Origin of the sequence: Paenibacillus sp. EKM206P (assembly GCF_011066155.1) — a bacterium.
In the GTDB taxonomy this organism is placed as follows: domain Bacteria; phylum Bacillota; class Bacilli; order Paenibacillales; family Paenibacillaceae; genus Paenibacillus; species Paenibacillus polymyxa_D.
The window spans coordinates 1-208 of record NZ_JAAMNQ010000147.1; the positions used below are offsets into that span (position 1 = coordinate 1).

General features: G+C 59.1%; 1 protein-coding gene. It reads left to right on the plus strand.

Annotated features, from left to right (window positions below; all coding sequences use genetic code 11):
- The coding region (locus tag G9G53_RS26160) for a hypothetical protein (protein WP_238796343.1) at positions 1–208 on the plus strand (208 nt) is incomplete at both ends.

The window sequence follows — 208 nt, forward strand, 5'->3', positions numbered from 1 at the left end:
GGCGTACAAGGTGATCAAGGACCTCAGGGCGTCCAAGGCGACCAAGGACCTCAGGGCGTTCAAGGCGACCAAGGACCTCAGGGTGTTCAGGGCGTACAAGGTGACCAAGGACCTCAGGGAGTTCAAGGCGTCCAAGGCGACCAAGGACCTCAAGGAGTTCAAGGACCTCAAGGAGTCCAAGGCGATCAAGGACCTCAGGGTGTTCAGG